The sequence below is a fragment of the Achromobacter sp. 01N37 genome (assembly GCF_056399725.1).
Genome location: NZ_JBFTRX010000002.1, coordinates 200,004 through 221,425, shown reverse-complemented (window position 1 = coordinate 221,425; position 21,422 = coordinate 200,004). Strand labels below are relative to the sequence as shown.

Genomic DNA, 21,422 nt, shown 5'->3' with positions numbered 1-21,422 from the left:
GGATCATCCCCTTCCCATCAGGCGCCAGGCCAGCATGCGCGCCACGAAGCTGATGCCCTTGGAGATCAGGTAGTACATCGCGGCGGCGACAACGAAGAATTCAAACGTGCGAAACGACTCCGCCAGTGAGGTCTGCGTGGCGCCGGTCAGTTCGGCCACCCCGATGATCGACCCCAGCGAACTGTTCAACAGCGCCCAATTCAGCTGATTGATGTACGGGAAGAACACCATCACGAAGACCTGAGGAAAAATGACGCGGGTATACGCCTGCGTGGCCGTCAGCCCCAAGGAGCGGGCGGCGGCATACTGAGTCGCGGGCACCGACGCAATTCCGCCACGGAATATTTCAGCCAGATAGCCCGCGTTGTTGAAACTCAGCGCGGCCAGCAGAGAGGCGTAGCTGGGGATATCGATACCGATGGCGCCCAGACCGAAATACGCCATGTAGATCTGAAACAACGCTGGCGTGTTGCGCGACAGTTCGACCCAGGCCGTCGCCACGTAGTACCCCACGCCGCCCGGCCGGTTGCGCATCAGCGCGAGCGGCAGCGCGATGCATGTGCCGATCAGCATCGATAGCGCGGTGATCTCGATGGTGCGGCGCGCGCCATCCAGCAGGATGGGCAGCTTTGCCCACACGACGGACCAGTAGAAGGTGTAATCAAGCATGGGGCGCGAGCACTCGGATCAGAAGTCCACACCGGCCACGTTCAGGGCGGGTGCGTTGGCGGTGCCGTAATAGGTTTCGTAAAGCGCTTGATACCGGCCGGTGCGAACCTGGTTCCAGACAAACACGTTCACCCAGCGCAGCAAGGCCGTATCGCCCAACCGCACCGCAATCCCGACGAGATCAGGCGGATAGTGGGTGGCGCCCTTGGTCACGAACGACGGAAACTGTCCGCTGCGTATCAACGCGTCCGCGGTATTGGAACTGGCCACCAACCCATCGATCTTCTTTTGATTCAGCGCCAGATAGGTCTCGGCTTCGGAACCATACGTGATGAACTTTCCGCGGGCGTCGTTCCAGGCGTCGAACGACGTACGCAATTGCAGCGCTTGCGTGGTGCCGGTGACGCCGCCGATCGTGCGGCCCTTGAAGTCTTCGTAGCGATTGATCCCCGCGTCGTTGCGCGTCAGCACGACGTTCTGAAGGCTGAGATAAGGCTGCGAGAACGCCACGCTCAATGCACGCTGCGGCGTGATCGAGGTGGACGCAATCAGGACGTCGATGCGGTTCGACACCAGCGCGGGAATGCGCTCGGCCGACGGCGTTTCAATGATCTCGGCCTTGACGCCCAGCGCGCGAGCCATGTCCTTGCAATACGCAACGTCGTAGCCCTCGGGCTCGTTCTTGGGCGTGCGAAAACCGGCGGGCGGAAAGTCGAGCTGCACGCCGCACTTGAGGGTGTTGGCGGCCAGCACCTTTTCAAGCGTGGGGGAGCTTTGCGCGTGGGCGGCCGAAGCCAGGACAACACCCGTCAACACGGCGCAAGGCGCCAACATCGCGGCAGCGCGTGCCAAAAAACGGTAGGTCATATCGATTCCTGTGTAGATCAAACGCGGCGGTTTTCCGGGGCTTGGGCAATGCCAGGGGCAATGTGGACCAACCCATCAAATTAAGTCACCATTGTTCTTTGGAATCGGGATTCAAGAATGACAATGTCGTTAACACGCCAGGCCCGCTGACAGCCGTCGCGCGGGTTGGGCCCTGCAACGCCACACTGGGAGGCGCCGTGAACACGGATCACATCCATCTTTCGATAGACCAGGTCTACGAACTGTCGTTTGACGTACTGACACATAACGGTTTCTCGGCGGCTCACGCCGCAGCCATCGCAAAGACCATCACTGCCGGGCAGCGTGACGACTGCCAGTCACATGGCTTGTACCGTTTGCTGGTGTGCGTGCGCACGTTGAAAACGGGCTTGGTGGACGCGGCCGCCCTGCCCTTGATTACCCATCCCACTCCCGCCGTCGTACAAGTGGACGCGCAACGCGCGTACTCGCTGCTGGCGTTTCAGGAAGGCCTGCCGCATCTGGTTGAAAAGGCCAAAAGCAATGGCGTGGCCGTGCTGGCGATTAATAACTGCTTTCATTTTTCGGCGTTGTGGCCGGAAGTTGAAGCCATCGCCCAACACGGTCTGGCCGGGCTCGCCATGACGCCCAGCCACAGCTGGGTAGCGCCCGCAGGCGGCACGCGCCCCGTCTTCGGCACCAACCCGTTTGCCTTCGCCTGGCCACGTCCGGGCGGCTACCCCTACGTGTTCGATTTCGCGACCAGCATGGTGGCGCGCGGCGAGATCGAATTGCATCGCCGCAGCGGCCGCGCCATTCCCGAAGGCTGGGCCATCGACCGCGACGGGCGCCCCACCACCGATGCCGCAGCCGGCCTGGACGGCGCGATGCTGACCTTTGGCTCGTACAAGGGGTCTGCGCTGTCGACCATGATCGAACTGCTTGCCGGCCCGCTGATTGGCGACTGGACCAGCCTGCAATCCCAGGCGTTCGACAACGGCGCAGGCGGCACGCCCCTGCATGGTGAATTGGTGATTGCGCTAGACCCGGACATCCTGGGCCGCGGCCAACGGGCCATCAACGCCAGCAGCGCCGAAGCGATGCTGGACGCCATCAGCGGCCAAGGCGCCCGCTTGCCGTCCGAGCGGCGTTTCAAAGCCCGCGCGGTCAGCGAACGGGAAGGCGTCTGGGTCGGCCGCGCGCTTTACGACGATGTGATGGCCCTGAGCACGCCGTCATCCTCTCGCCGTACTTGAAGCCATCACCGCGGGCAACGGCGCATGCCGCACGCGCTGCCCCGGCGCGTCACGCTGGGACATGCCGTAGATCACGCTGCCCCGCGCGCCCGCAGCCTTACACCAGGTTCTTCGCGCGCGGATCGTGCTTGCCCAAGCGGGTCAGCAGATGATCCACTTCGGCCTTCGCCGCGGGCGTCAACGCGCCGCCCGGACGGCGTTGCGCCGCACTGGACAAGATGCCTCGGCGCATCATCACGTACTTGCGCACGGCCAGGCCCACGCCCGGCTGCTGCTCGTAGCGCAACAGCGGCAAGTGCGCGTCGAACAAGTCATGTGCGGCTTCTGTTTTGCCCTCGCCCACCCATTTGACGAAGTCGCACAGCATGTCGGGGAAGCAATAGCCGGTGTTGGCGCCATCTGCGCCGCGCGCCATTTCGTAGTCCAGGAACAGGCCGTTGTTGCCGCACAGGATCGAGATGTGGCGCATGGCGCCTTCGGCTTCAAAGCGGCGCAGCGCCGAGATCTTTTCCAGGCCGGGCCAGTCTTCGTGCTTGAGCATCACGCAAGAGGCCAGGTCCGTGACGATGCGGCGGATCACCGACGGCGCCATCTGCACCGAGAACGTCAGCGGATAGTCTTGCAGCACGAACGGCACGTCATCGCCAATGGCCTCGACCGCCTGGTGGTAATACGTGACGATCTGGTCATCCGTGCGCAAAGTGTTGGGCGGCGCGATCATCACGCCAGCGGCGCCCCGGTCCATCACTTCACGCGTCAGCGAGCGCATGGACGCAAAACCCGGCGCCGACACGCCCACCACGATGGGCATGCCGCCGGCCTTGCCGATCACCTGCGAGGCGATGTCCAGCGATTCCTTGAAATCCAGCTTGGGCGCTTCGCCCAATTGGCCCAGCACCGTCAGGCCGGTCGCGCCGCACGCTTGGTAGAAATCCATCATGCGGTCGATGGACGCGTGGTCCACCGCGCCGTCGTCAAAGAACGGCGTGGGCGCAATGGGGAACACGCCCTTGGCGTCAGCAGTCAGTTTCATCTTCAACATCCTTCAATGTCGCTGCCAAGTTCGGCAACGGTTGCGTTCAGATCAATGGCGTTCAGATACTGGCGATCAGGCCGCCGTCCACGCGGATCGTCGATCCGGTGATGTAGCTGGCGCGCGTGCTGGCCAGAAATGCCACCGCGTCGCCATATTCCTTGGGGTCGCCATAGCGTCCCACCGGAATCGTGCCGGTGCTTTCGCGGCTGACGTCTTCCACGCTGCGGCCTTCGCGCTTGGCGCGCGCTTCGTCCAGGAACGTGATGCGGGCGGTGGCGATGCGGCCCGGCAGCACGATGTTTGACGTGATGCCGTCCTTGCCGACTTCGCGCGCCAGCGTTTTGGACCAGCCCACCAGCGACATGCGCAGCGCGTTTGAAATACCCAGGTTGGCGATCGGCGCAATCACGCCCGACGACGTGCTGGTGATGATGCGGCCCCACTGCCGTTCACGCATGCCGGGCAGCACGCGGTCAGTCAGTTTGATGACGGACAGCACCATGCCTTCGAAGTGCTCGCGCCACAGATCGGCCGTCTGGCCCGAGGACGGTGTGGGCGGCGGGCCACCCGTGTTGTTGACCAGAATGTCGACCGCGCCCACGTTGGCTTCAATCCACGCGACCTGGCTGTCGATGGCGTCAAGCGCCCGCAGATCCCACTGCAGGGCCACCACCGTCAGGCCGTCGGCGCGGAGCTTGTCCGCCGTGGCCGTGGCGGCATCGAGGTTCAGGTCGGCCACCACCACCTTGGCGCCCTCCTGCGCCAGCGACGCCGCAATCGCGCTGCCCAGCCCGCCGCCACCGCCCAACACCAGCGCCGTCTTGTTCTTGATACCCAGATCCATCGTTGTCTCCTGAAGTCAGACCTTATTTTCCGTCAGGCGACGGGGCGTGAAAAACGGAAAAACCTCATGCAGATCATTCATTTTATGAATGACCTTTGACCGAAAACGATTGATTCATCTCAATATATTCCAGCGTGCCGCGGTATATTGATGCCCCACCATTCATGTATTTACAGAATGAATCCGCGCCGTCTGACCCCGTCCATGTCGCTGCTGCTGGCCTTTGAGGCCAGCGCGCGCCACCTCAGCTTTACCCGCGCCGCGACCGAGCTCGCGCTGACCCAAAGCGCCGTCAGCCGGCAGGTGCAAGCGCTGGAGGATCTGCTGGAAGTGGCGCTGTTCCGGCGCGAGAAGCGGCGCATTCTGCTGACCGAAGCCGGCATGCGGTATCAGAAGGAACTGGAGGCCGCGCTACAGCGCATTCGCAGCGCGTCGCTGCAAGCGATCTCGCACCGTACCGGCCGCGGCGACATTCATCTGGCCGCGCTGCCCACCTTTACCGCCAAGTGGCTGATGCCCCGGCTGAACCGGTTCTACGCGCGCCACCCGGGCATACTCGTCCACCTGCATTCGCGCGTGACGCGGTTCGATCTGGATCTGGCTGGCATTGATGCCGTGATCGCCGTGGGTGACGGCGACTGGCCGGGTCTGACGCCGTATCGCTTGATGGATGAATACGTCATTCCGGTCATCAGCCCGGAGCTGGCGGTCAGCCATCCGACGCGCCAACCGTCGGACCTGGCGCAACACAGCCTGCTGCAAGTGGCCGCCCGCCCGGCAGTGTGGCAGCGCTGGTTTGAAGCGCACAATCTGCCCGTGCGTTCGATGCGCTGGGGCGCGCAGTTTGAGCTGACCACCCATTTGATTCAGGCGGTGGCCTCGGGTATTGGTATCGGCTTGCTGCCGACCTTCCTGGTGGAAGACGAGCTGCGGCAAGGCGTGCTGGCGCCTGCGCTGGATGAGGCATTCAGTACCGGCGCGGGCTATTACTTTTTGGCGCCGCCAGAGAAATTGGCGACCTCACCCGTTGCCGCATTCCGCGACTGGCTGCTGGAAGAAAGCGGCCAGGCGGGTAACGGTATGGCCTGCGCTACACGATAGGATCACGCTGAAACTCAGGGCGGCGGCGCATCAGCCGCGCCAGCTTTTCCAGCGCATCCGCAAGCGCCTGCCGGTCTTTCACGCCGCCCAGTGAAATACGGATGGCATTCTGCGCCGCATTGCCCATCACAGCCGTGCCCACCTGAAACGCGTCCGACGACGCCACGCTCAAGCCTTCGTCACGCGCCACGCGCGCCAGATCTGCCGCCATCCATTGCGACGGCAGCGGCTGCCACAGATGAATCCCCACCGAGGCCGAACCAAACGGGCCGGGCAACAGCTTGCGCGCCACGCGCTGGCGCGCCTGCGCTTCGGCCCGCACCCCGTTCAGCACGGTCTGCGCGGTGCCGCTCACGATCCATTGCGTGGTCAGCGCGCCCATTAACGGCGTGGCCATCAGCGCGAAGGAACGCATGGCGGCCATCACGCGCGTGCGGCTGTCTTGATCCGGGCTCAGCACGAAGGCGGTGCGCAGACCCGGTGTCAGGCACTTGGCTAGCGTGGCGATGTGAAACACCGACGCAGGCGCGAGGCTGGCCAAGGGCGGCGGCGCGTCGTCCAGGAACAGCCGATACGGATCGTCTTCAATGATGCGTGCGCCGCAAGCGGATGCCGATCGCACCAGATCACGCCGGCGGCGCGCGCTCATCGTGTGCGTGGTCGGATTCTGCAACGTGGGATTCAGATAGACCAGCCGGCTGCCGCTTTCGCGGCAGGCGCGTTCCAGGCCGGCGGGCGTCATGCCGTCGTCGTCGACCTCGGCGGCCAGCACGTGGCGGCCCAGATGTTGCGCAGCGTTGAGCAGGCCGGGGTACACCAGCGGCTCGGCAATGATGCTGTCGCCGGGTTGGCTCAGCGCCAGGATCAGCGCGGCCAGCGCCGCTTGCGCGCCGGGGCAGACCAGCACCAGTTCGGGGTCAATGGGACCCAACGCCTGCGCTAGCCATTGGGCACCTGCGGCGCGGCCATCGGGGCCACCGCCCGCCAGGTGATACGCCATCATCACGTTGACGTCGTGGCGGTCCATCACCTTGGCCAGCCCGCGTTGCACCAGCTCTTGCAAGTCGCATCCCAGCGGCACGGGCGGCATGTTCATGCCCAGGTCGATCAGCTGAGTGGACTGCGCGGCGGGCCGGGCGATGAAGGTGCCCAGCGCGCCGCGCGGGTCCAGCAGCCGGCGCTGCCCGGCTTCGGCATAAGCGCGCGTGACGGTGGTCAGATCCACCCCCAGCCGCTGCGCCAGCCCACGTTGCGGGGGCAGGCGGTCGCCGGGATGGAGTTGGTTTTCAGCGACGGCGCGCTCAATGAAATCTGCAATCTGGCGGTAGCGCGGGCCACCGCCACGGATCAGATGTTGCGGCCAAATTGCATACAAATCTTCGTCTTGCATGTGTTTTAGGTGCGCCGGAATGTCGCAATGTATGGATGATACTGCACCCCTTCTACACCATGGGCGGCGACGCCAACGTGAACGCCTTCTTCGGCGTCATGACGGCATCGTCACGCGCCGCCTGTCCTGCCCCCTATGTTCCGGCACTTCCCGGATCTGGTCTGGATCTGCGTCTTCACCTTTGTCTACCTGCGAGAGTTCGTATGAGCACGGCCACCCATCCTTCCCCTCACCCCCGATCCGTTATCGCCGGCAAGCCTGCAAGCAACTTGTCCAGCGTAATCGGATAGTCCCGCACGCGTACCCCGGTGGCGTTGTAGACCGCGTTGGCAATCGCCGCGCCCACGCCGCAAAGACCCAGTTCGCCCACGCCCTTGGCTTTCATCGGCGACGACGTCGGATCGGTTTCGTCCAGGAACACCACCTCTTGCGACGGAATGTCGGCATGCACCGGCACTTCGTACCCCGCCAGATCGTGGTTGACGAAGAAGCCCACCCGGTGGTCCACGGCCAGTTCCTCCATCAGCGCCGACCCCACGCCCATCGTCATTGCGCCAATCACCTGGCTGCGCGCCGTCTTGGGGTTCAGAATGCGGCCCGATGCGCACACGGCCAGCATGCGGCGGATACGCGTTTCGCCCGTGTCGGCGTCGACCGCCACTTCCACGAAGTGCGCGCCGAACGTGGACTGCTGGAATTTCTTGTCCAGGTCGCCGAACTCCACGCCGCCTTCCACCACCAGCTCGCCGTCGCTAGCCGCTTGCCGCAGCAGCGCCGTCCGGCCGCCGTCCTCGGTCACCGACCCGTCGGCGAACGTCGCGCCTTCCGATTTGAAACCCAGCTTGTTCAGCACGGCCGTGCGCAGCTTTTGGCAAGCCGCGTACACGCCGGCCGTGGCGCTGTTCGCGCCCCACTGCCCGCCCGAACCGGCCGACACCGGGAACGACGAATCCCCCAGCCGCACCACGACTTTCGCCAACGGCACGCCCAGCATCTCGGCGGCGGTCTGCGCAATGATGGTGTAGCTGCCCGTGCCAATGTCGGTCATGTCGGTTTCCACGATGACCTGGCCCGCGGCATCCAGCCGTACCCGCGCGGCGGAATCCATCACCAGGTTGTTGCGAAATGCCGCCGCTACGCCCATGCCCACCAGCCATCGGCCTTCGCGCCGTGTTCCCGGCTGCGTGTTGCGCGCCGTCCAGCCAAAGCGCTCGGCGCCTGAACGCAGGCACTCGATCAAGCTGCGTTGCGAGAACGGCCGATCAGGTTTTTCCGGGTCCACCTGCGTGTCGTTGCGGACGCGAAATTCGATGGGGTCCAGCTTCACGGCCTCGGCCATTTCATCGATGGCGATTTCCAGCGCCATCAAACCCGGGGCCTCGCCCGGCGCACGCATCGCGTTGCCTTCGGGCAAGTCCAGCTCCATCAAGTTCAATGCGGTCAGCCGGTTGGCGCCGGCATACAGCAAGCGCGTCTGCTGCACGGCTTCTTCAGGCTTGCCGCCGGGCAAATCGCCCGACCAGCTTTCATGCCCGATGGCGGTGATCTTGCCGTCTGGCGTCGTGCCGATGCGGATGCGTTGAATGGTCGCCGGACGGTGCGTGGTGTTGTTGGCGATCAGCGGGCGTTGCAGCGCCACCTTCACCGCGCGCTTGGCCGCGCGCGCGCCCAGCGCCGCCAGCAGCGCATCCGATCGCACAAACAACTTGCCGCCAAAGCCGCCGCCGATGTAGGGAGAAATCAATCGCACTTTGTCCTTGGAGATTCCCAAGGTCTTGGCGACGTCGCTGCGCCCCCAATCGATCATCTGGTTCGACGTCCACAACGTCAGCGCGTCGCCTTGCCACATGGCGGTGGACGCATGCGGCTCCATCATCGCGTGGGTGTGGTCGGGCGTGGTGTAGGTGTGGTCGATCTTCACGGCGGCTTGCGCGAACGCGCCTTCGAAATCGCCGACGCGATCCGCCTGCGGTGGCTTGCCGGCTTTGTCTGCGGCGTCTTTTTCCGCCGCCAGATCGAATGCCCCCCGCGCACGCTCGTACTGCACGCGAATCAAGCGGCTGGCGGCGCGCGCCTGCTCCAGCGTGTCGGCCACCACCAACGCAATGGCTTGGTGATAGTGTTCAACGTCGGGGCCGCCCAGCAAGGTGGCGGTGTTCATCTTGCCTTTGCCGAGCTTGCCGGCGTTTTGCGCGGTGACCACGGCCAGCACGCCGGGCGCGCGCCGCGCGGCCTCGATGTCCATGCTGCTGATGCGGCCCTTGGCAATGGCGGAACCCAGCACGTAGCCCACGGCGGCGTCTGGCGCCGTGTCGTGGTGTTCATACGCGTAATGCGCCGTGCCGGTCGTTTTCAGCGGGCCGTCAATGCGGTCAACGCCATGGCCCACGATCTTCAATTGATCGATGGGATTTTGGGTAGCGGGAGTATCGAATTTCATCGCGTCAGGCCCTCGCTTGCGCCAGCACTGCACTCAGGGTTCGCGCCGCCAAGGTCAGCTTGAAGGCGTTGTCGTCTGTGGGGCGCGCGTCGGCCAGCAGCCGGTCGGCCACCGCTTTCGCGCCTTGCGGCACGGCGGCATCCGCCGCGTCCATGCGCCACGGCTGCGGCGCAACGCCGCCCATCGCCACGCGCCCGCTGCCGTCCGCCTGCACAATCGCGCCCACCGACACCAGCGCAAACGCAAAAGAGGCGCGGTCGCGCACCTTGCGGTAGACGTGCGTGCCGCCTGCGGGCTTGGGCAAGGTGACGGCCGTGATGAGTTCGCCCGCGTCCAGCGCGGTGTCGATGTGCGGAGTGTTCCCCGGCAAACGATAGAAGTCCGCAATCGGGATCACACGCGCCGCGCCGTCCGGGCGCACGGTTTCAACCTGGGCATCCAGCAGCCGCATGGCCACCGCCATGTCGCTGGGATGCGTGGCGATACAGGCATCGCTTGCGCCAATCACAGCCAGTTGCCGCGTCACGCCGCCAATGGCCGAACAGCCGCTGCCCGGCGCGCGCTTGTTGCACGGCATGTTGGTGTCGTAGAAGTACGGGCAGCGCGTGCGTTGCAGCAAGTTGCCCGCGGTGGTGGCGCGGTTGCGGATCTGCCCGGACGCGCCCGCCAGAATCGCGCGTGACAGCACGGCGTAGTCGCGGCGGATGCGTGTGTCCGCCGCCAGGTCCGTATTGCGCACCAGGCTGCCCACGCGCAAACCGCCTTCGGGCGTCTCGGTGATCTGGTCCAGGCCCAGGCCGTTCACGTCGATCAGGTGCGCGGGCGTTTCCACTTCCAGCTTCATCAGGTCCAGCAGGTTGGTGCCGCCCGCGATGAAGCGGGCGCCACGCATCTGCGCCGCGCTGGCCGCAGCTTCGGCGGGCGTGCGGGGGCGCTCATAGGTAAAGGGCTTCATGATTTGCCCCCCGCCACGTCGACAATGGCGTCAACGATGTTTGAATACGCGCCGCAGCGGCAGATGTTGCCGCTCATGCGCTCGCGGATCTCGTCTGCGCTGAGCAGCGGGCGTTCGGTCAGGCTGGCGCTGACGTGGCTGGGCACGCCTTGGGACACTTCGTCCAGCATGCCGACGGCGGAGCATATCTGCCCCGGCGTACAGTAGCCGCATTGGTAGCCGTCGTGCTTCACAAACGCCGCTTGCAAGGGATGCAGCGCGCGGGGTGTGCCCAGGCCTTCGATGGTGGTGATCTCGGCGCCTTCGTGCATCACCGCCAAGGTCAGACAGGAATTGACCCGCCTGCCGTCCAGCATCACCGTACAGGCGCCGCATTGGCCGTGATCACAGCCTTTCTTGGTGCCGGTCAGGTGCAGATGCTCGCGCAAGGCGTCAAGCAGGGTCGTGCGCATGTCCAGCGATAATTCGCGCGCGGTGCCGTTGACGCGCAAGTTCACGGTGGACGACATGGGCAGCGTGCCGGCCTGGGCCGCCTGCTGCGCGTGGGCGATTGATGGCGTGGCCATTGCGGTGGCGGACACGGCGCCTGCCTTCAGCAGATTGCGCCGGGTGATCTTGAGTGCGAGCGAATTTTCCAAGGCAGCCCCTTCATGAATTTGCAAAAGCCAGCAAGCCGCATTCCTGCAACGCTGGCGAGGTGGCAGGCGCGCCATCCAAACTGCGGATCTGCGCCGTTTGCCGGATGCGTTCCGCCGTCAGCTCCGCCAGGATCGACACCGCGATTTCCGGCGGCGTGCGGCTGCCGATGTCCAGGCCCACGGGCCCGTGCAAGCGTTGGACGGTCTCGTCCGAAAAACCAAAATGTTCGACCAGCCGTTTGCGCCGGTGCGCATTGGTGCGCCGTGAACCCAGCGCACCCACAAAGAATGCGGGCGACGGCAACGCTTCAAGCAGCGCCATGTCGTCCAGCTTCGGGTCGTGCGCCAGCACGATGATGGCGGTGCGGATGTCGGGCGCCAGGGCGGTGACCGCGTCGTCGGGCATGGCCGTCACCAGCTGAGTACCCGGCACGTTCCACGACGCCGCGTATTCGTCGCGCGGGTCGCAGACGATGACGTCAAACTCCAGCGCCACCGCCATGGGGGCCACATACCGGGCGATATCGCCCGCCCCCACCAACAGCAGGCGCCACTGCGGCCCGTGGAGTGTCGTCAGCGATGCGCCGTCCCAACGGAAGCGGCCGCCCCGCTCCGCATGCGCCAACGTCGCGGCGCCATCTTTCAACGTGACGGTGCGGCTCACGAGTTCGCCGCGGCGCAAGCGCGTATCCAGCTGCTGCAACGCCGCCATGTCAGGGGCCGGCTCAATCAGCAGTTCCAGGATGCCGCCGCAAGGCAGGCCAAAATTCAGCGCCTCGTCGCGCGTGGCGCCATACGTCAACGCGTAAGGATGCGCGGCCCACAATGCGCCGCGCCGCATCTTGTCGATCAGGTCATCTTCAATACAGCCGCCCGAGACAGAGCCGGCGATTCGGCCGTCGTCGCGCACGGCCAGCCAGGAACCCGGCGGGCGTGGCGATGCGCCCCAGGTGGCGGCAACGGTAGCCAGTACCACGCGATGCCCCTGGCGATGCCAATCGCGGATGGCGGACAGCACTTGTAAATCCAGACTCTGCATGACGGCGCCCCCCAGATAGTCGAACGAGTCTAACAACCGGCCCCTTTCGGGAAAAAGGGGCAAAATCTGCATACACCGTTGAAACTGACTCATCAATGCCAGCCGTGTTGGCCCCTTACCCTTAGCCTGTCGCGTCTTATCGGCAAACCGCCATCGGCAAGACACCATCGGCAAGAATCATGCCCAATCCTCTGACCGCTACCGAATCGTCATCAATGCCCGCCACGGCGTGCGTGGGCTTGCTGCTGGCCGCGGGCCATGGCCGGCGCTTTGCCGCGATGGCGCCCGGGCAGGACAAATTACTGGCGCCGCTCACACCACTCAGGGCGGGCTGGTCCGTGGCGCAGGCCGCCGCCACCGCGCTTTGCGCCGCCACCGGCCGGACCATCGCCGTGACCCGTGCAGACCAGGCCGCGCTGCGCACCCTGCTGGCATCAGCGGGGTGCGAGGTGCTTGTCGTCGGCCCCGATGCCAACGGCATGGGCGACAGCCTGGCGGCCGCCGCGCGCCACTTGCTGAACACGGCGGCGCCGGGCGAACAAACTTGCCTGATCGCCTTGGCAGACATGCCCTGGTTGCGTCACGACACCTGCCAGCACGTGGCTGCGGCGGCGCTGGAACATTCCATCGTCGTGCCCACGTGGCAAGGCCGGCGGGGCCACCCGGTGGCATTCAGCCGCGTGCTCTGGCCGGAACTCGCCACGCTGTCCGGCGACACGGGCGCGCGATCGCTGTTGGCCCGGCATCCGGTTACGGAACTGGCGGTGGACGACGCCGGCGTGCTGGCCGACGTCGACACGCCGCAGGACTTGCACCCTTCCGTCGATGGCCGGTCCCGGCCCTGACCGGGAAATTGTGTAAATCTATAAAGCGACGACGCACCCTTCTTCACACTTCTTAAATGGATTGAAGAAGGTTGCCACGCCCCTCCCGATACATTGCCCGCCAGCGGTCGCGTGACCGCAGCGCCATGCACGGGAGGAAGCGGTGTCGGAAGTCGTCGTCTATATCAGAAGCCAGCCGCAGTGGGGCGACCAGATCGTCGCGCTGCCCACGCTGTACCAGCTAAAAACGTGGTGGGCGTCTGAACGAATCCGCGTGGTGGCGCGCGACGACGTGGGCAGCTTTTACCGGGCCGTGCCCTGGGTTGATGAGTTTGTGCGCGTTGCCTCATTCGGCGACACCGTGCGCAGCCTGACGCCGAATACACAGATGTGCGTCAGCCTGCATCACAGCAGCGAACGCGTCGGCATGGCCACCCTGCTGCGGCCGCCGGCCATTCGGCTGGGGTTTCGCAATGCGCGCTTGAGCGACCTGATCTGGACGCACTGCCACCGCAAGACCACTGCCGAATACATCGGCCTGGCCAACCTGCGCCTGCTGGCCACCTACCGGCCCTTTGACGCCGAAGACGCCACGCGGCGCTGTTTTCAAACGCTGGCCGGCCCGCATCTGCGCTCGTCGCCCAGCGCCGACGTCGTCATGATTCCCGGCGGCGGCGCGGGGGCGTTCAAACGCTGGGGGCTGATGAATTACCTGCGGCTGGCTGACCGGCTCACGCCCTTGCTGGGCGCAGACGCCCGCTTCCTGTTCGTGCTGGGGCCGCAAGAAGCCGCCGAACGCGAAGCGCTTGAAGCCATGCGCCGCCCGGACTTCGCCATCGCCTATTGCCGCACCCTTTCCGAACTCAGCGCCATCATGCTGCGCGCACGGCTGGTGGTGGCCAACGATTGCGGGCCTTCGCACATTGCGCAAGGCGCCTGTGTGCCCTACGTGGGCATCTTCAACGAACCCAATCCGGAATGGTTCTGGGACCGGCCCTACTCGGCGGCCGTCGTTCCCCCCCATCCTAAAGACGGCATTGACGCCATCACGCCCGACGACGTGCTGCACGCCTGCCAAAACGTACTGGATCATCATGCGCATTCTTCATACGCTGGCTGAACACAACCTGGGCGGACTGGAATTCCGAACGCTTGAGCAGGCCAGCTGGCTGCAACGCACAGGCTACGGCGTGGCGATCGCGGCGCCCGCCGCCAGCGCCGTCAACCATGAAGCCCGGCGGCGCAACCTGGACGTGGTGGACATCGACTTCAGCCCCGCCTACGCGCCCGGTACGGTCCTGGCGCTGCGGCGCGCCGTCAAAGCGCTGAACATCAGCGTCATCGACAGCCACAGCCGCGCCGACGGCAAGACCGCGGCGCTCTGCCGCGACCTGTGCACGGTCGTGCGGACGCGCCACTTCGCCAAGCCGATGCGCACCTCGCCGCGCCGCAGGCTGGAATGGAAGATCGGCTGTGACCACGTCATCGCGACCAGTCTGACCGGCAGGCACGAGCTGCTGGCCGCGCGGTTCGCGCCAGAAGAACGCATCAGTGTGGTGGGGGAATGGGCCGCGGATGCCTTTTTTCAAACGGGCGGCACACCCGGCCCGCGCGTAAAAGCCCGGCGCGAACTGGGGCTGCCCGCGCACGATGCCGCCTGCGTCATCGCCACGATTGGCATGCTGCGCCCGGACAAACGGCAGGCCGACCTGCTGCGCGTCGTGCAGCGGTTGCGCGCGCAGGGCGTGCCCGCGGTGGCGCTGGTCATCGGCATGCCCACGCCCGCCACCCAGCCCTATGCCTATGAGCTTTACCAATTGGCCGTGGAGCTAGGCATCTCGGAACACACCGTGTTCGCCGGACACCGGACCGATATCGCCCAGATTATCCACGCCGCCGATGTGGTGCTTGTGCCATCGGCCACTGAAGCCTGGTCGCGTATCGTGCCCGAAGCCTTCGCCTCGGGCCTGCCCGTGGTCGCAAGCAATGTGGGAGGACTGCCCGAGATCATCTCGCCGGGTCAAACCGGGTGGCTGGCCGCGCCCGGCAATGTCCGGGAATTCGCCGACTGCATCATGCAGATCCGCGCACAGCCGGCTGACGCGCAAGCCGTGACCGCCCGCGCGCGCGCCTATGCGGAGCAGCACTTTCGGCTGTCAGCCAAAATGATCAGCACCTTGGATGCCTATAAAAAGGCGATGGGCGCGCCGGTCAGCCTCGAATTCCGGTAACCGCGCGAAGGCGGTTGACGCTGGTTTGCCGTGCGCCGATGCATCCCGCACCCTGCGGCAATTCCCATTGGATAAATACGTCTTTTCGCATCAGCACGATTATCTTTGTGCTGGCTGGCGACGCCAAACATATTATTTGCTCCATTATTGTCGGTGACGGCCAAGCCGCAAGCAAAGACGCTATAGACACTACCACTGCATTGTTCAGCATCCGGATTCGCTATCTATACGGAGCGCGCAGTGTAGTGAGGGTTATGCCAAACCCACGCTAGGAAAGGCAAACAAAGAAAACAGAAAGTATCTAACACATTAACTATATTTCGATTTATTCCGCAATAAATAATTTTGCTTATCGAACCAGTCCTATATCCAGGGCCGGTGGTGGCTACTACATTCGGCACTGAACTTTCGCCGGCTTACCGGCGCCCGACTTTATTCCAAACTGAATGCCACTGAACCGCACCCTTAATGGACACGCCGCCCCAGACTTCGAACCGAGTGCGTTGGGCCTCTCTGGCCGCGTCAGCGCTGATTTGCCTGGAGCCCCAGGGGCAACGGGCCATCCTGAGCGCCACCCGAGCGCTGGCGAGCTCTCCCGAAAGTGCCAGCCTGCCACACGCAAGCGGTATCTCCCGGCGCATCTTGACGGTGTCCCACTTATGGAACGTGCATTATCAATGGGACAAAAATGGAATATTGATCAAGCACCTGGAACCGTCGCCCCCACTAATCAAACCGCGCCCGCCCCTCCCCGTGAATCGGCCCCGCCAACGTCACGCGTAGACGGTGAGCCCGCTTATGTGCTCTTGCATTACGACGAGTATCTGGAACTGCTGCAAGCCTATCTGCCGGGCAATGCCGCGACGGATTCGATTACCGCCCCGTTCATTCGAACGCCGCTCGCATGGGCGCAAAGTGACTTACTAACGGCCGCCGCCAAACAGGATGCAAACCTGGCGCATTTGGCCAGTGAAGATGCGCATGTTCCCGATGACGGCACCATCCCACAGGACGTGCTGGAAAAAGTCATCCAGAACCGTTGGCCCTTGCCGCGCGCATGGCGCGAATACTTGAAACTGTCCAAGCAGGAAGTTGCCGCGCGCGCCGATATCTCAGACCGGCGTTACGGCGAATTGGAGGACAGCTTCGTCAGGCTCAGCAAACGGCGCAAGGCCATGATTGCAGACGGCCTGGCGCTGCAAGCGGCGCAATTGCTGGCGGAATAGAACGCGGAATAGATCGCGGCAGCAGGCAGCGGGTGGCCCGGCGATCACGGCAGCGGGTGGCCCGGCGATCACGGCAGCGGGTGGCCCGGCGATCACGGCAGCGGGCGGCCCGGCGATCACGGCAGCTGGCAGCGCGTAGCCCGGCGCTTTAACCGGACAGCGAGTTCTTGTAGATCTTGCCGTCCTTCATGATCACCCGCAGGTTCTTCTCGGGGTCGCCCAGGAAATCCAGATTGCGGGCCGGGTCGCCGTCGGCCACCAGCAGATCAGCAAACGCGCCGGGAACAATCCGCCCGAGCACATGGGGATAGGGATTGCGCGCGCCAGACAAGCCCAGCAGTTCGCCGTTGGCGCCCGTGGCCTGGGCAAGCGCCGTCAGCGGGTCATAGAAGCGCACCATCTTCGCCAACTGCCTGCCCTGGCTGGGCGTGTTCTTGGCGTTGAACAGAATGTCCGTACCCCATCCCGTCTTGACGCCGTACTTCTGCGCCAAGGCATAGGCGTTGACCGTGCCTTCGGAGACCAAACGCTGGCTTTCGCGCCGCTCTGCGTCGGGGTAGGTATTGGCGTCTTCGTCCATCAAGAAGGGCTGCAAGCTCCACCACACGCCTTCGTCGCGCATCATCCGCGCGCTGGCCTCGTCCGCCAGCTGGCCGTGCTCGATGCTTTTCACGCCGGCCTTGATGGTGCGCTGGATGCCTCGGGGCGTGTAGACGTGCGCCATCACATAGGTGTTCCAATCTGCCGCCGCATCCACCGCTGCACGCACTTCGACTTCCGAGAACTGCGTGCTGTCCAAGGGGTCGTAAAGCGACGCCACGCCGCCCCCGGCCATGATCTTGACCTGCGACGCGCCCAGCATCAGCTGCTCGCGCACGCGGCGCAGCACCTGGTCCGCGCCATCGGCAATCATCGCCACGCCGCGCTGCTCCACCAGATTGTGCGGCGTGTCGGAGCCGCGCGGCACCTCGCTGCGCAAGCGAAAATCACCATGCCCGGCCGTCTGCGAAATCATTGCCCCGCTGGGGTAGATGCGCGGGCCAGGCACCATGCCTTCATCAATGGCGCGCTTTAACGCAAACGCCGGGCCGCCCGCATCGCGTATGGAGGTGAAGCCGCGCAGCAGCGTGCGCTCGGCTTCTTGGGCCGCCGCAATATAGAGATACCCAAGGTCGGCCGTCATGGCCGTGGTCTGTGCAATGGCGGCCAGCATCGTGTGCCAATGCACATCGATCAGCCCGGGCATCACCAGCTTGCCTTGGCAATCCATCACCTGCGCGCCCTCCACGGTTTCACCGGCAGCGGGCAATGCAGTGATCACGTTGCCCTGGATCAGCACCTGCCCCCCGTCCTGCACCGGCTTGCCTGAGCCGTCGAACAGCCGCAGATTGGTAAGCAGCAGGGGGCGGTCAGACGTGGCGGGACGCCGCACAAGTTCGTCTGCCGCACGCAACGACGTAAACGGAATCAGCGTCGCGGCAATGCCGCCCAGAAACAGCCGGCGCGACATGTCGGCCATGACGCGTTGATAAATCAGCGTGCAGGCCACGCTGCCACACTGGCAGACACGATTCCGGCGGGAGAGATAACCCTGCGACGTGTCGCGGCGGGACATTGCGGGCACGCCCATAGCTAACTCCTGATTGCGCTTATTTGGCGAACGCGCGGCGCAGCCGCTCCAATTCAGCGGTGTTCAGCCGTTTGGCTTCTTGCTCCGCATAATTGCGTTCCCCCGCATCATACGAGCCTTCGTAGATGCACCGGCTACGCAGCCATTTGCAGTTGTCGCTGACCACCCGTTCCGAGGCGGCGGCGGAGCTGGAGTTTGACGCGGCACCAGACGCGCCGGGCTTCACCGACGAACAGCCGGCAATCAGCGTAGCGAACAACAGCGCCACCCCGTAGCGGCTTAGCGTTTGAACAGACATTTTCTTCAGGCCTTACATCGCAAAGACACGGTTGTAGCAAGCGGGGCGTCAAATTGGCGTTCAACACGGGGCCTCCCCGCCACCCGAGATTCGGCTTAGTCTTCCTCGGCGCCAGACAGGTCGGTGAAGTCCACCACCTTACCGTCCTGAATGTTCACCATGATGCCGTAGGGTTCGCAGATGGGAAACACGCCGTCTGCGAAAAGAATCGACCATTCGTCTGCGCTATGGAAAATGACTTCCGGCCCCTCCACGACGGGCACGCCCGCCGGAAGCTCGAAGGATTCGTCCGCACCCAGGGCCTCGGGGTCGGATCGGAAAACGCTTTCCAGGTAGGCGTTGGCTTGCGCAATCCAGCCGCCCAGATCCGCCATGATGCGTTCAAACGCCGCCAGGCCGGCTTCATTGTCTTGCGAATCCGCCAGCACCTGCACGGACACATAGACCTTGCCATCGTTGATATCGGAGGCGGTGTCGTAGTTGCCCTGAAGATAGCGCAGGCCGTCTTCGCTGGTATTGAGGGTCAGGGCGGACAAGGGGGAATCGGGGGCGGTCATGGCGTGTCCTTGAAAAAGCGGAGTCAGGGTTCATTGTGCGCGAAGTGCGGGGCAATGGGGATGACAATAAAGGTGCAGGCTGAATGCGCCCTTATGGGATGGCCATGGGAATCCGTCTGAGATATGTCGATGATGGCGGCTAGATCATTGTGTAACGCGTAGCATGGACGCATGTGTGGCTTGCGCCGGTAGGCGCGATCCGCCAGGAGAACCACATGCTTTACCCCATCTACGTCCACAAGGAAAAGGGCAGCGCCTACGGCGCGTCTTTTCCTGACTTCCCGGGTTGCTACGCGGCAGCCGCCACGCTACAACGCCTACCGTCAGCGGCCCAAGAAGCCGTGGAGGCCCATTTCTTCGGTGAAACCGAACCCATTTCGCCGCCCACCGCCCCTGATGTCTGGATGAAGACAAAAGCGTTCAAAGGCGGATTCTGGATGCTGGTCGAGATCGACTTGTCGAAAGTCAATGCCAAGGCAGTTCGGCTCAATATCAGCCTGCCCGAGAATCTGGTGCACAGGATCGATGCCGTGGCGAGAGCCCGGAAACTATGGCGGTCTGCATTTCTTGCGCTGGCGGCGGAACATGAGATGGAAGCGGCGTAGTCCTGCGCAACAAAGGTAGCGGCCCGCGCAACTGACTCACCCCTGCCCCCTACCCCGCCTCCAACGTATGCGACAAACAATAAACCTCTGACCAGGCCGCCCCGGCGCCGTAATCGCGCAACTCAGGCGCATTCAGCACATCGCCGTCACACGCCGCCACCGCATTGATTTCGTAGCCGTTGATGATGTAGATCCAGTCGGCTGCTTGATCCTTGCCGCCGCGTATCTGCTGCTCGGTCGTGGCGGCGATGGGTGGGGTTTGTGTCATCAGCAGGTGGGCGCCTGAGATGCCGGGTTGCAGGGACACAGACGCTGCATGCGCCTTCAGATACGCGCGCAATTCGTCTTGCGCGCCCTGCCTCGGCGACAGGCGGAGGGTGAGTGCGTAACGGGCCAGGCCGCCGCCAGCGCTTTCCAGCACCCGGCACTGGCTGCGGATCATGTTGCGATGCTGCGGCATCAGGGTCGTGGACCACGGCGTCGGACGATTGAGCCGGTTCAGGTAGCCGGGGGAACTCAACGTTTCGTAGGCATCCAACTCGTACAGAACGAAGAACCCTTCCCCTCCCCGTGCGCTCACCCATCGCGACCCGCGCAAGAAGCCCGGCACATTCATCCGTTCCGGAAAATGTTCATGGGAATGCCAGTCTTCGAACTCAGCGCGCCAAGCGGGCGAAATGTCCCACCACATGGCGATGGCGGCTTCTCCAAGCAGCGCCATGATCAGCGCTTGGCCCGCAGCGTGGAGAGTTCAGTGGCCGTCTGCTGCATGACTTCGGGGCCGATCTCTGCCGCAAACTTATCGACCACGGGCTTCACGGCGTCGCGCAGCTGGGTGACCTGATCCGGGGTCAAGCCATTGACCTGCATCAGCTTCTTCAAGTCGTCGATGGCCACGGCTTCCTTGGCTTGCGAGATCTTGCGTTCCTGCGCCTTGGCTTCCGCGGCCGCATCCAGAATGATCTGGCGCTCAGTTTGTGACATGCCGTCCCACGTCTTCTTGCTCATCAGAAACGGCATGCCCGTGTAGATATGACGCGTGAGCGACAGGTACTTCTGCACCTCGGCAAACTTGGCAGACTGGATGACGCCCACGGGATTATCCTGCCCATCAATCGCCTTGGATTCCAGCGCGCCATAGACTTCGCCAAAGGTCATCGGGACAGGGTTGGAACCCAAGGTTTTGAACATCTCGATATACACCGGCGCGGCAATCACGCGAATTTTCAGGCCCTGAAAATCCTGCACCGTTGAAATGGGCCGCTTGCTGTTGGTCATGTTGCGAAAGCCCAAGTCCCAGATACCCAGGCCAATCAGACCGTGATCCGCCAATCCGCCCAAAAGGCGTTGGCCGACCGGCCCATCAGACACCGCATAGGCTTCTTGCGCATCGTTGAACAGGAACGGCAAGTCGAACACCATGAAGCGCTTGTCGATGCCGGCCAACAAGCCAGTCGCCATGGACGTGAAATCCAGCGTGCCGCCACGCACCGCCGAAAGGTTCTGCGGGTCTCCGCCCAACACCGCGTTGGCGTAGATCGACACCTTCATCTTGCCGCCGCTTTTCTCGGCAACAAGATCCGCGAATTTCTGCGCGCCCTGGCCTAGCGGATGATCCTGCGCCAGGCTGAAGGCGAACTTCAAGGTGCGCGTCTTGACGTCCTGCGCGGCCGCCGAGGCCATCAGCGCCAGGCTCGTCAACAGGGATGCGGCTGCCATTACGGCAACGCGCGTGGGCGATTGCTTCGTCTTCATCTCCAACCCCTTATTCCATTTGGTGGTGGCAAGTGGTCCGCATCCATCGACAGCCGCAGCAGACCTTATCGTTGAATATTCG

21 protein-coding genes and 1 pseudogene are annotated in these 21,422 nt (G+C 64.0%); 8 read left to right on the top strand and 14 right to left on the bottom strand.

Annotated features, from left to right (window positions below; translation table 11 throughout):
• Window positions 1-3: 3 nt before the first annotated feature.
• Window positions 4-669 (bottom strand): amino acid ABC transporter permease, encoded by a 666-nt coding sequence (locus AC1DSJ_RS04185; protein ID WP_441371801.1) that lies wholly within the window; start codon window positions 667-669, stop codon window positions 4-6.
• 18 nt (window positions 670-687) lie between these two features.
• Window positions 688-1,536, bottom strand: coding sequence for a transporter substrate-binding domain-containing protein (locus AC1DSJ_RS04180; protein WP_054427806.1), 849 nt, complete (start codon window positions 1,534-1,536; stop codon window positions 688-690).
• Window positions 1,537-1,733: 197 nt separating this feature from the next.
• Between AC1DSJ_RS04180 and AC1DSJ_RS04175 the strand changes: the two genes are divergently transcribed.
• Window positions 1,734-2,771, top strand: a complete 1,038-nt coding sequence (locus tag AC1DSJ_RS04175; protein ID WP_441371800.1) for an Ldh family oxidoreductase — start codon at window positions 1,734-1,736, stop codon at window positions 2,769-2,771.
• Window positions 2,772-2,868: 97 nt separating this feature from the next.
• Here AC1DSJ_RS04175 and AC1DSJ_RS04170 read toward each other — a convergent pair whose 3' ends face one another.
• Complete coding sequence (locus AC1DSJ_RS04170; protein ID WP_175171199.1) at window positions 2,869-3,804, bottom strand: dihydrodipicolinate synthase family protein; 936 nt, start codon at window positions 3,802-3,804, stop codon at window positions 2,869-2,871.
• Between the two features lie 61 nt (window positions 3,805-3,865).
• The gene (locus tag AC1DSJ_RS04165; protein ID WP_441371799.1) at window positions 3,866-4,651 is read right to left on the bottom strand and encodes an SDR family oxidoreductase; all 786 of its coding nucleotides are present in this window, start codon (window positions 4,649-4,651) and stop codon (window positions 3,866-3,868) included.
• A gap of 177 nt (window positions 4,652-4,828) precedes the next feature.
• Between AC1DSJ_RS04165 and AC1DSJ_RS04160 the strand changes: the two genes are divergently transcribed.
• Window positions 4,829-5,752 carry a LysR substrate-binding domain-containing protein gene (locus AC1DSJ_RS04160; RefSeq protein ID WP_342066985.1) on the top strand — a complete coding sequence of 308 codons (924 nt, stop codon included), beginning with the start codon at window positions 4,829-4,831 and terminating at the stop codon, window positions 5,750-5,752.
• On the opposite strand, the gene AC1DSJ_RS04155 is transcribed toward AC1DSJ_RS04160, so the two are convergent.
• Window positions 5,742-7,142 carry an aminotransferase-like domain-containing protein gene (locus AC1DSJ_RS04155; RefSeq protein ID WP_054427809.1) on the bottom strand — a complete coding sequence of 467 codons (1,401 nt, stop codon included), beginning with the start codon at window positions 7,140-7,142 and terminating at the stop codon, window positions 5,742-5,744. The genes AC1DSJ_RS04160 and AC1DSJ_RS04155 overlap by 11 nt on opposite strands.
• 100 nt (window positions 7,143-7,242) lie before the next feature.
• Between AC1DSJ_RS04155 and AC1DSJ_RS04150 the strand changes: the two are divergent.
• Window positions 7,243-7,349, top strand: a pseudogene (locus AC1DSJ_RS04150) (cytochrome o ubiquinol oxidase subunit III); the annotation flags it as partial.
• A gap of 22 nt (window positions 7,350-7,371) precedes the next feature.
• On the opposite strand, the gene paoC reads toward AC1DSJ_RS04150, so the two are convergent.
• The 4 genes from paoC to AC1DSJ_RS04130 are packed head-to-tail and all read right to left on the bottom strand — an operon-like array spanning window position 7,372 to window position 12,214.
• The gene (gene paoC / locus AC1DSJ_RS04145; protein WP_441371798.1) at window positions 7,372-9,582 is read right to left on the bottom strand and encodes an aldehyde oxidoreductase molybdenum-binding subunit PaoC; all 2,211 of its coding nucleotides are present in this window, start codon (window positions 9,580-9,582) and stop codon (window positions 7,372-7,374) included.
• A gap of 4 nt (window positions 9,583-9,586) precedes the next feature.
• Window positions 9,587-10,537 carry an FAD binding domain-containing protein gene (locus AC1DSJ_RS04140; protein ID WP_054427811.1) on the bottom strand — a complete coding sequence of 317 codons (951 nt, stop codon included), beginning with the start codon at window positions 10,535-10,537 and terminating at the stop codon, window positions 9,587-9,589.
• Window positions 10,534-11,175, bottom strand: a complete 642-nt coding sequence (gene paoA, locus AC1DSJ_RS04135; protein ID WP_441371797.1) for an aldehyde dehydrogenase iron-sulfur subunit PaoA — start codon at window positions 11,173-11,175, stop codon at window positions 10,534-10,536. Before paoA ends, AC1DSJ_RS04140 begins: the two co-directional genes overlap by 4 nt.
• Window positions 11,176-11,185: 10 nt before the next feature.
• Window positions 11,186-12,214, bottom strand: coding sequence for an XdhC family protein (locus AC1DSJ_RS04130; protein ID WP_175171194.1), 1,029 nt, complete (start codon window positions 12,212-12,214; stop codon window positions 11,186-11,188).
• A 179-nt stretch (window positions 12,215-12,393) separates the two neighbouring features.
• Here AC1DSJ_RS04130 and AC1DSJ_RS04125 point away from each other — a divergent pair, with 179 nt between their 5' ends.
• The 4 genes from AC1DSJ_RS04125 to AC1DSJ_RS04110 all read left to right on the top strand — a co-directional run bounded on the left by AC1DSJ_RS04125 (window position 12,394) and on the right by AC1DSJ_RS04110 (window position 16,495).
• Window positions 12,394-13,059: a nucleotidyltransferase family protein gene (locus AC1DSJ_RS04125; protein ID WP_441371796.1), complete on the top strand. Its 666-nt coding sequence runs from the start codon at window positions 12,394-12,396 to the stop codon at window positions 13,057-13,059.
• Window positions 13,060-13,201: 142 nt separating this feature from the next.
• Window positions 13,202-14,158: a glycosyltransferase family 9 protein gene (locus AC1DSJ_RS04120; protein ID WP_175171193.1), complete on the top strand. Its 957-nt coding sequence runs from the start codon at window positions 13,202-13,204 to the stop codon at window positions 14,156-14,158.
• Window positions 14,133-15,269: a glycosyltransferase family 4 protein gene (locus tag AC1DSJ_RS04115; protein ID WP_441371795.1), complete on the top strand. Its 1,137-nt coding sequence runs from the start codon at window positions 14,133-14,135 to the stop codon at window positions 15,267-15,269. The genes AC1DSJ_RS04120 and AC1DSJ_RS04115 overlap by 26 nt, the downstream gene beginning before the upstream one ends.
• Before the next feature lie 659 nt (window positions 15,270-15,928).
• Window positions 15,929-16,495: a hypothetical protein gene (locus tag AC1DSJ_RS04110; RefSeq protein WP_441371794.1), complete on the top strand. Its 567-nt coding sequence runs from the start codon at window positions 15,929-15,931 to the stop codon at window positions 16,493-16,495.
• A 148-nt stretch (window positions 16,496-16,643) separates the two neighbouring features.
• Here AC1DSJ_RS04110 and AC1DSJ_RS04105 read toward each other — a convergent pair whose 3' ends face one another.
• The 3 genes from AC1DSJ_RS04105 to AC1DSJ_RS04095 form a co-directional block, all read right to left on the bottom strand.
• Window positions 16,644-18,125 (bottom strand): metal-dependent hydrolase family protein, encoded by a 1,482-nt coding sequence (locus tag AC1DSJ_RS04105; protein WP_441371793.1) that lies wholly within the window; start codon window positions 18,123-18,125, stop codon window positions 16,644-16,646.
• A 19-nt stretch (window positions 18,126-18,144) separates the two neighbouring features.
• Window positions 18,145-18,423 carry a hypothetical protein gene (locus tag AC1DSJ_RS04100; protein WP_054427817.1) on the bottom strand — a complete coding sequence of 93 codons (279 nt, stop codon included), beginning with the start codon at window positions 18,421-18,423 and terminating at the stop codon, window positions 18,145-18,147.
• Window positions 18,424-18,518: 95 nt separating this feature from the next.
• Window positions 18,519-18,980, bottom strand: coding sequence for a hypothetical protein (locus tag AC1DSJ_RS04095; protein ID WP_441371792.1), 462 nt, complete (start codon window positions 18,978-18,980; stop codon window positions 18,519-18,521).
• 215 nt (window positions 18,981-19,195) lie between these two features.
• On the opposite strand from AC1DSJ_RS04095, the gene AC1DSJ_RS04090 reads away from it, so the two are divergent.
• Window positions 19,196-19,585, top strand: a complete 390-nt coding sequence (locus tag AC1DSJ_RS04090) for a type II toxin-antitoxin system HicB family antitoxin (RefSeq protein WP_441371791.1) — start codon at window positions 19,196-19,198, stop codon at window positions 19,583-19,585.
• 49 nt (window positions 19,586-19,634) lie between these two features.
• On the opposite strand, the gene AC1DSJ_RS04085 is transcribed toward AC1DSJ_RS04090, so the two are convergent.
• A complete protein-coding gene (locus tag AC1DSJ_RS04085; RefSeq protein ID WP_441371790.1) occupies window positions 19,635-20,306 on the bottom strand; it encodes a hypothetical protein in 672 nt (223 codons plus the stop codon).
• 2 nt (window positions 20,307-20,308) lie between these two features.
• Complete coding sequence (locus AC1DSJ_RS04080; RefSeq protein WP_441371789.1) at window positions 20,309-21,340, bottom strand: TRAP transporter substrate-binding protein; 1,032 nt, start codon at window positions 21,338-21,340, stop codon at window positions 20,309-20,311.
• Window positions 21,341-21,422: the final 82 nt, after the last annotated feature.

Excerpts from the sequence above, each read along its gene's own strand:
- AC1DSJ_RS04170 (WP_175171199.1), bottom strand. The coding sequence starts at position 3,804 with ATGAAACTGACTGCTGACGCCAAGGGCGTGTTCCCCATTGCGCCCACG.
- AC1DSJ_RS04155 (WP_054427809.1), bottom strand. The coding sequence starts at position 7,142 with ATGCAAGACGAAGATTTGTATGCAATTTGGCCGCAACATCTGATCCGT.
- AC1DSJ_RS04110 (WP_441371794.1), top strand. The coding sequence starts at position 15,929 with ATGGAACGTGCATTATCAATGGGACAAAAATGGAATATTGATCAAGCA.
- AC1DSJ_RS04090 (WP_441371791.1), top strand. The coding sequence starts at position 19,196 with ATGCTTTACCCCATCTACGTCCACAAGGAAAAGGGCAGCGCCTACGGC.
- AC1DSJ_RS04100 (WP_054427817.1), bottom strand. The coding sequence starts at position 18,423 with ATGTCTGTTCAAACGCTAAGCCGCTACGGGGTGGCGCTGTTGTTCGCT.
- AC1DSJ_RS04185 (WP_441371801.1), bottom strand. The coding sequence starts at position 669 with ATGCTTGATTACACCTTCTACTGGTCCGTCGTGTGGGCAAAGCTGCCC.
- AC1DSJ_RS04125 (WP_441371796.1), top strand. The coding sequence starts at position 12,394 with ATGCCCAATCCTCTGACCGCTACCGAATCGTCATCAATGCCCGCCACG.
- AC1DSJ_RS04140 (WP_054427811.1), bottom strand. The coding sequence starts at position 10,537 with ATGAAGCCCTTTACCTATGAGCGCCCCCGCACGCCCGCCGAAGCTGCG.
- AC1DSJ_RS04165 (WP_441371799.1), bottom strand. The coding sequence starts at position 4,651 with ATGGATCTGGGTATCAAGAACAAGACGGCGCTGGTGTTGGGCGGTGGC.
- AC1DSJ_RS04160 (WP_342066985.1), top strand. The coding sequence starts at position 4,829 with ATGAATCCGCGCCGTCTGACCCCGTCCATGTCGCTGCTGCTGGCCTTT.
- AC1DSJ_RS04105 (WP_441371793.1), bottom strand. The coding sequence starts at position 18,125 with ATGGGCGTGCCCGCAATGTCCCGCCGCGACACGTCGCAGGGTTATCTC.
- AC1DSJ_RS04080 (WP_441371789.1), bottom strand. The coding sequence starts at position 21,340 with ATGAAGACGAAGCAATCGCCCACGCGCGTTGCCGTAATGGCAGCCGCA.
- AC1DSJ_RS04180 (WP_054427806.1), bottom strand. The coding sequence starts at position 1,536 with ATGACCTACCGTTTTTTGGCACGCGCTGCCGCGATGTTGGCGCCTTGC.
- paoC (WP_441371798.1), bottom strand. The coding sequence starts at position 9,582 with ATGAAATTCGATACTCCCGCTACCCAAAATCCCATCGATCAATTGAAG.
- AC1DSJ_RS04095 (WP_441371792.1), bottom strand. The coding sequence starts at position 18,980 with ATGACCGCCCCCGATTCCCCCTTGTCCGCCCTGACCCTCAATACCAGC.
- AC1DSJ_RS04130 (WP_175171194.1), bottom strand. The coding sequence starts at position 12,214 with ATGCAGAGTCTGGATTTACAAGTGCTGTCCGCCATCCGCGATTGGCAT.
- AC1DSJ_RS04085 (WP_441371790.1), bottom strand. The coding sequence starts at position 20,306 with ATGGCGCTGCTTGGAGAAGCCGCCATCGCCATGTGGTGGGACATTTCG.
- AC1DSJ_RS04115 (WP_441371795.1), top strand. The coding sequence starts at position 14,133 with ATGCGCATTCTTCATACGCTGGCTGAACACAACCTGGGCGGACTGGAA.